Consider the following 6,000-nt stretch of genomic DNA (forward strand, 5'->3'; position numbering starts at 1 on the left):
TGACAAACCGTACTGTACGTCAGGAAACAGAACAGACGGTAGATTCCTGCGATTAATACATCCGGGCAGAAGGGCTGGAGGATAAATCACGGAGTTTCGAAATGAAGACGGGAAGTTGTTACATGTCACACCCTGACCAATCACTACGCTGATTGGTCAGGAGGATGCGCATAAAAGCTGGGATTCAGGCCGTCCATTGCCGTAGGCAATTTTAAATGACGGCCTGAGTTACAGGGCACGCCTGGTCAAGGTGTGACCTGTAACGGGAAGTTATAAAGTCGATCAAAAGTATGGCCAGAGTCATTGAGATTTCCTCCGCGATTCTGTATAATAATAAAAACAATATGTGCTTCTGCGGTCACCGCTTACACGGCTGGTTAAGTCGTGAACAGTTATATTCTGCGGATTCCTGCCGCGATGATTTCGGAAGCGCGTCACAGAGATGAAGGAGGAAATGATATGCAGTATAAAGAGTTCAAGAGTTCAGCGAAGCTGTCCATGCTGGGCATGGGAGCCATGCGTCTGCCGGTCATCGGTGAGGATCAGGGGAACATTGATTATGGGAAGGCTAAGGCGATCATAGACAGGGCTTATCAGGGAGGGGTCAATTATTATGACACAGCCTACATCTACCACAACGGAAAGTCCGAGGAATTTCTGGGAAAAGCCCTGGCGGAATATCCCAGAGAGAGCTATTATGTGGCGGATAAGTTCATTATGAAAAAAGCCCGTATTTATGGGCTTTTTTGTTGTGCTTGTCGCTAACGTGTCACTAACGTAAGAGAATTTATGTACTGTTTTTCACTGGTATTTTAATCTTTTCAATCTCTTTGCGGAGCTCCTCAACCGTCCTGTGTCCATAGACCTTATTTGTAATATCCTGGAAAGCATGTCCAAGCATCCGTTTCCGATCATTTTCATTCACATGGTACTTTTCGCAGAGCATGGAGAAGGTGTGCCTGGCATCATGGGGAGTATGCCTCTGCATCCTGATCCGCTCCAGAGTTTGATACATCCGGTTTCGAAAGACTCTTGAAGTTACATCAAGAATCACTTCCTGATTTTTAATACGTCGCTTCACCATTGGATAGATCCCGGAATGTATCGGGACAATGCGGTCTTTCCCGGCTTCGGTCTTTACACCGCCCCGGAAATATTTTTCTTCCAGGTTTACCTCGATGGTTTCATAGGCTTTTATACGGTATCCGGAATAGCACATGATCAGAAGAAATTCCACGACAGGATCCTCTTTGTGCTGCCAGAGTATTGCAAGTTCGTCCTCAGAAAATGGGACGCCGTGTTCGTTATCCTCTGCCTTCTTTATCTTGACGTGTACAGAATAATCTTTTTCGCAGAGCTCAAACTTTTCAGCATAAGCGTACATCTGGTGGAAGAGGGACAGGATCAGCTCTAGCGAGGAATGCTTTTTGGGGCAATTATCTATGACGTTCTGCAGGTCGTTGTACCGCAGGTCAGCAAAAGGCTTGTCATGCAATTCGGCGCAATTTTTGAAAGCAGCTTTTGTACAATTCATACTTGCCTTGGAATATGTCTTTTTCGAATCCTCATACTTGTCTCTATAAAATCCCTCGTATACTTCCGCAAAGGTAGCGGTTTTCTCTTTGTTCTGCTCAACCCTTGCCGCCTGCAGGTAATCCAGCAGGATATTGTCCATGGTGCTGTTCAGAGTCCGGTTTTGATCAAAGTCGTTCAGGGTCCGTTCGAATCCCGGATAATAGGTTCCTGCATGCCAGGCAGTCAGGACGGCAAAGCCCTTCATATAATCGTCCACGTAGCAGATCGCTTTCACAGGGGCGTATTGGCCGGGGGCGATCAGCTCTGTGGAAGGCGGATAGACGCCATAGGGATTACGGCGCTTTCCGGACAGCTTTTTGATGGATCCGTAGCCGTTGGGGAGCTTAGGGTACTTCTTTTTACGTGCCATGGTATCATCCTCCTGAAAAAAAAAGGTATAAAAAAGACAGCCTGTCTCTTGCAGACCGTCACCAAAGATGATACAATGAATCTGGTTAAAATTTGTTTGTACATCTTTGGGTGTGCTACATAAAGCCGTTCGGTGCTGGTAACATCGGGCGGTTTTTCATTCCCTTCGGGTCTAATACCCCGCAGCTTGCTGCGTAACGAAGGGCGAAGCTGACGCTAATACCCCGCTCCTGCAAGAATTGCAGGAGGCAAATGTCCAGTGGACATTTGAGCGCTTGCACCGGGGAAGTTTATTTGTATAAATTTTAGTACATACGTTGACAAAAAAGGAGCATACTATTATACTATAAATAAGTTAACTCGTGAAGGATAAGGCTGGGTTCCTGAATAGGAGTAGGCCATAAGGCTTAGAATTCCTTTGCCCCTGGGGTTGACTTATTTTTTTATGTTATCTAATAAATGTTCAGGATCCTTTTTAAGTTCTTCTGCAAGAAAATCTAATGCTTGTTGTGAATATCTAAAAAAACTTGTATTTCCAACGGTATATTTCCAGCAAAATCTATCATTATCTTTAATTCCATAATATTTTACCAAATTAGAGAAATGGAACTTATTAAAAGTTACATTCTCACCGTGATATTTGAGTAATATTTTCTTTCGCTTTAGCATAGTTATAAGGGTGTCAATTGATGTTTTTGTTGTATATTTGAATAGAAGTTCAGGGTTTTTAATGTCTCTAATAATTGCAATAGGTTCTTCGCCTTCTTTAGCAATATGAAATGTTGCGTCAGCGTGTTTTGGATTTTTAGTCATATAATGATTTACATTAATGTTGATTGCAAATTTAGAGTTTTCAGTATCTTCCAAGGTTTCAATCATACTTTTCATATCAAGAAATTTCTTACTAACAATTTCAGGATATTTTGCTACAATTTCGCTTTCATTCAATGATCTTAGACTCACTGATAGAGTTAAAAAATTTTGAGGTATTATTTCTGTCATGTCTATATTATGAAAATCCATCATTTTATCGTTAAAATTTAATACACATGCCTGAAAGAGAGGGACATATACCATTTCATATTCTTCTACGATAAGGTGCGTACTGGTATTGCGTAATTCTACAATTTTTTCCAAATTAATTCGCAAAGGATCTTTATTATTTGTAAATATTTTTTTTATACAATCAGAAAGAGCGATAGTTCTGTCGGGATTGTCTGGATAATAAATACTAGCATCACCTAAATTCTCTATCATGTAAGCTTTTAACATGAGTTCCCAAGCATTACAAATAAACATACTAAATCCTTCAACTCTATATTTGATAGTAGGCTTATTATATAATTCTATTGCCATTGTAAATGCTTCTTTTGATTTTTCCAATAAACGTTTTGCTAAATCCATCTCGTATTGTTCTCCATTTTCCGTTTTAGTTTCCAGTATCTTAAATTGTCATTAAAATCGCTGGAAAGTGGTTTATGAAAGGTGAAACTAATTGAAGGGTAATTCGGGATCTATTTCATCCGGAATACTCATAAAATCGTTTTCTTTATAATTCCATTCTTTTAGAAATCCTATTTCTAAAAATGTTGATTTGCTTCCACAGACAGGGCAATATCGCGCATTAGTAGGTAAAGGCTCAGAATTAGGACAATTATCATATGAACAAAGATTCACGAGATTTTCCCCGCAAATATGACAATAATTACCATCAATATTAGTTTCTTCGTTTTGACAATTAGGACATTCTTTTAGTTTACCATTACCATTATCATAAGTCTCTAATTTTTGATAAATCATTTTTCCATCTCCCCACTGTAGTGATTTTTTTGAACCACATATAGGACAATATGTGTATGTGTTGAAAAATTGTGCATGGCATATATTACACTTTCGCTTAGTCATAAACCTATGGTAGACCAACATGATTTTATGTGACAAGTTTAATGTTTTTATTAGTTCAACATCACGGTTGATAAAGTCAATACGAGTTTCTGCTGCAGCTTCAGTTATCCCAAAAGTTCTAGCGACGTTTGAAACAGACTTATTTTTTAATGTGAGATACATTGATGCAGGTGATAAAACATTTCGTGCGAAAGCATTTGCTTCATTTTCGAGTACTTTATTTTCCTGCCTGGATAAAGAGCCTCGGTATATTGTAGTAGCCTCAAAATCTGTTAAATGTTTTAAGTATATATGTCCAATTTCATGCATTAAAGTAAATCTAGTTCGTTCCCCAAGAGATATATCATCATTATAAGATATTGTATAATTGTAGCCATCCCACGTAGTAAATCCATCTGTACTACCAAGGCAACGAATGACTGTTGTACGATTACAAGAGAAACGCTTCATCAGTTCAGAATATTTCACCAGACCCCATCTACTTTTATAAATAATGCTTTTTACATCAATTGGAAAAGACTTAATACTGAATTCTTCAAGGAATTCACAAGCTCTTTTATTGCAATATTCGTATCTTGCATATTGAGGAATCTTCAATCTTTTTTCGCCTCTCTGCCTTTTTGGGATAAATAGTTAATCATATCAATGGCAGTTTTTTGGTCTTCTGGAGATAATTCCATCATTCCCCTAGCTGCTGCTCGTACTTCCGGTGAGAACTCATCCCTAAAGGGCTCATTGATATCTTGTTCAGGGTGTGCATCATAATAGCTGTCAATTAAGGAATCTTGATCTTCGTACATTTTAAATTTTACGTACTCTGCATAACTGCCTTCATAATCTTTTGGTGGATATATCCCATGATCGTTACCAATTTGTTCCCAGTTGTGTGGATCATTTGTCCATCCCATGAGATAAGCGGGAGTTGTGTAGAGAGCATCTGCTAAGGGCTCTAAAACAGTTGTTGGCATATTTTCAATGTCTCCATTTTCATAACGATAAATAGTAGCACGAGATTTTCCAACTCTATGTGCAAGGTCATCTGCGGTCAATTCTAAATCTATCCGCCTTTGTTTAATTCTATCTCCTATAGACATTAGATATCACCTCCTATCTCCTAAAGATATAATAACATGATATTCGCAAATTTGCAACCATATAATTAAAAAATGAATGAAAAAATCTCATAAACGAGAAAAAATGTGTTGACGGGATTATGAAATGATGTTAATATAGAGATGTCTCATAAATGAGAATTCAAAAGGAGGGAAAATTTTGGTCAACGTAAATAAATTAAAAGGTAAGTTTGTAGAGAATGGATTTAGTGTAGAGGATGTAGCTAAAAAAATTGGAGTAGATCGAGCTACGTTGTATCGAAAAATCAATTCACAGGGCGGAAATATTAGTATATGCGAGGCGGATAAGATTGTAAACGTACTTGGATTATCTGTAGACGAAGCAACTGCAATTTTTTTTAGTCAATTAGTCTCATAAATGAGAATTCTATTAAGGAGGAACAATGTATAACATCAAAATTTTTGAAAATGCCGAGTTTGGGCAGGTACGAACAGTAATACTTGATGGAGAACCGTGGTTTGTGGGTAAGGATGTAGCAGAAGCCTTGGGATATAAAGACACAGACCAGGCGCTAAGAAAGCATGTTGATAATGAAGATAAGCTGACCAGTCAATTTGACGGGTCAGGTCAAAAACGCGAAATGCATATAATTAACGAATCTGGTTTATATTCAATGATTTTTGGAAGCAAATTGGAATCCGCAAAGAAGTTCAAGCATTGGGTGACGGCAGAAGTACTTCCGGCAATTCGCAAGACAGGTATTTATGCATTGCAGATTCCTCTCACAGAGCATCCGGGGGATGTAGCAAAACTCATCAATGCAATATCCAGATTGATGGAGAGGCAGGGTTCAGCGCCTTACAAGGTAACAGAGAACGCACAGTTAATCTGTAGGCAATATGGTATCCAGCTGGTTGATGATTTTGTGAAAGTTCCAGAATATGAGCAGATGCATTTAACGTTGGAGTAGAGCGGAGGAGGTGGTGTGAGAAATGCTCAAAACATACGCAGTGGTTTTCCAGAACCAGAGAACCGGAAAAGTAGATATGGACAAGTTCACCGGATTAAATGAAGGAG

Annotated in this window: 7 protein-coding genes; 3 read left to right on the plus strand and 4 right to left on the minus strand. The window is 38.9% G+C overall.

Annotation, left to right across the window (positions count from 1 at the left end):
* Positions 1–459 precede the first annotated feature (459 nt).
* Positions 460–765, plus strand: coding sequence for an aldo/keto reductase (locus ACTOY7_RS18795; protein WP_482671334.1), 306 nt, complete (start codon positions 460–462; stop codon positions 763–765).
* A gap of 22 nt (positions 766–787) precedes the next feature.
* Here the strand turns inward: ACTOY7_RS18795 and ACTOY7_RS18800 are convergent, their stop codons facing one another.
* The 4 genes from ACTOY7_RS18800 to ACTOY7_RS18815 all read right to left on the minus strand — a co-directional run bounded on the left by ACTOY7_RS18800 (position 788) and on the right by ACTOY7_RS18815 (position 4,943).
* Positions 788–1,945, minus strand: a complete 1,158-nt coding sequence (locus tag ACTOY7_RS18800) for a tyrosine-type recombinase/integrase (RefSeq protein WP_482671335.1) — start codon at positions 1,943–1,945, stop codon at positions 788–790.
* Positions 1,946–2,379: 434 nt separating this feature from the next.
* Positions 2,380–3,348: a DUF3644 domain-containing protein gene (locus tag ACTOY7_RS18805; protein ID WP_482671336.1), complete on the minus strand. Its 969-nt coding sequence runs from the start codon at positions 3,346–3,348 to the stop codon at positions 2,380–2,382.
* Between the two features lie 87 nt (positions 3,349–3,435).
* Entirely contained in the window at positions 3,436–4,446 is a 1,011-nt protein-coding gene (locus ACTOY7_RS18810; protein WP_482672533.1) for an ImmA/IrrE family metallo-endopeptidase, read from the minus strand.
* Positions 4,443–4,943 carry a helix-turn-helix domain-containing protein gene (locus ACTOY7_RS18815; protein WP_482672532.1) on the minus strand — a complete coding sequence of 167 codons (501 nt, stop codon included), beginning with the start codon at positions 4,941–4,943 and terminating at the stop codon, positions 4,443–4,445. The genes ACTOY7_RS18810 and ACTOY7_RS18815 overlap by 4 nt, the downstream gene beginning before the upstream one ends.
* 178 nt (positions 4,944–5,121) lie before the next feature.
* Between ACTOY7_RS18815 and ACTOY7_RS18820 the strand changes: the two genes are divergently transcribed.
* Together ACTOY7_RS18820 and ACTOY7_RS18825 are read left to right on the plus strand one after the other, a co-directional pair.
* Complete coding sequence (locus ACTOY7_RS18820) at positions 5,122–5,340, plus strand: helix-turn-helix transcriptional regulator (protein ID WP_482672531.1); 219 nt, start codon at positions 5,122–5,124, stop codon at positions 5,338–5,340.
* A gap of 25 nt (positions 5,341–5,365) precedes the next feature.
* Positions 5,366–5,893, plus strand: coding sequence for a BRO-N domain-containing protein (locus tag ACTOY7_RS18825; protein ID WP_482672530.1), 528 nt, complete (start codon positions 5,366–5,368; stop codon positions 5,891–5,893).
* The last annotated feature ends 107 nt before the right edge of the window (positions 5,894–6,000 follow it).

The sequence above is a fragment of the Schaedlerella sp. genome (assembly GCF_056796775.1).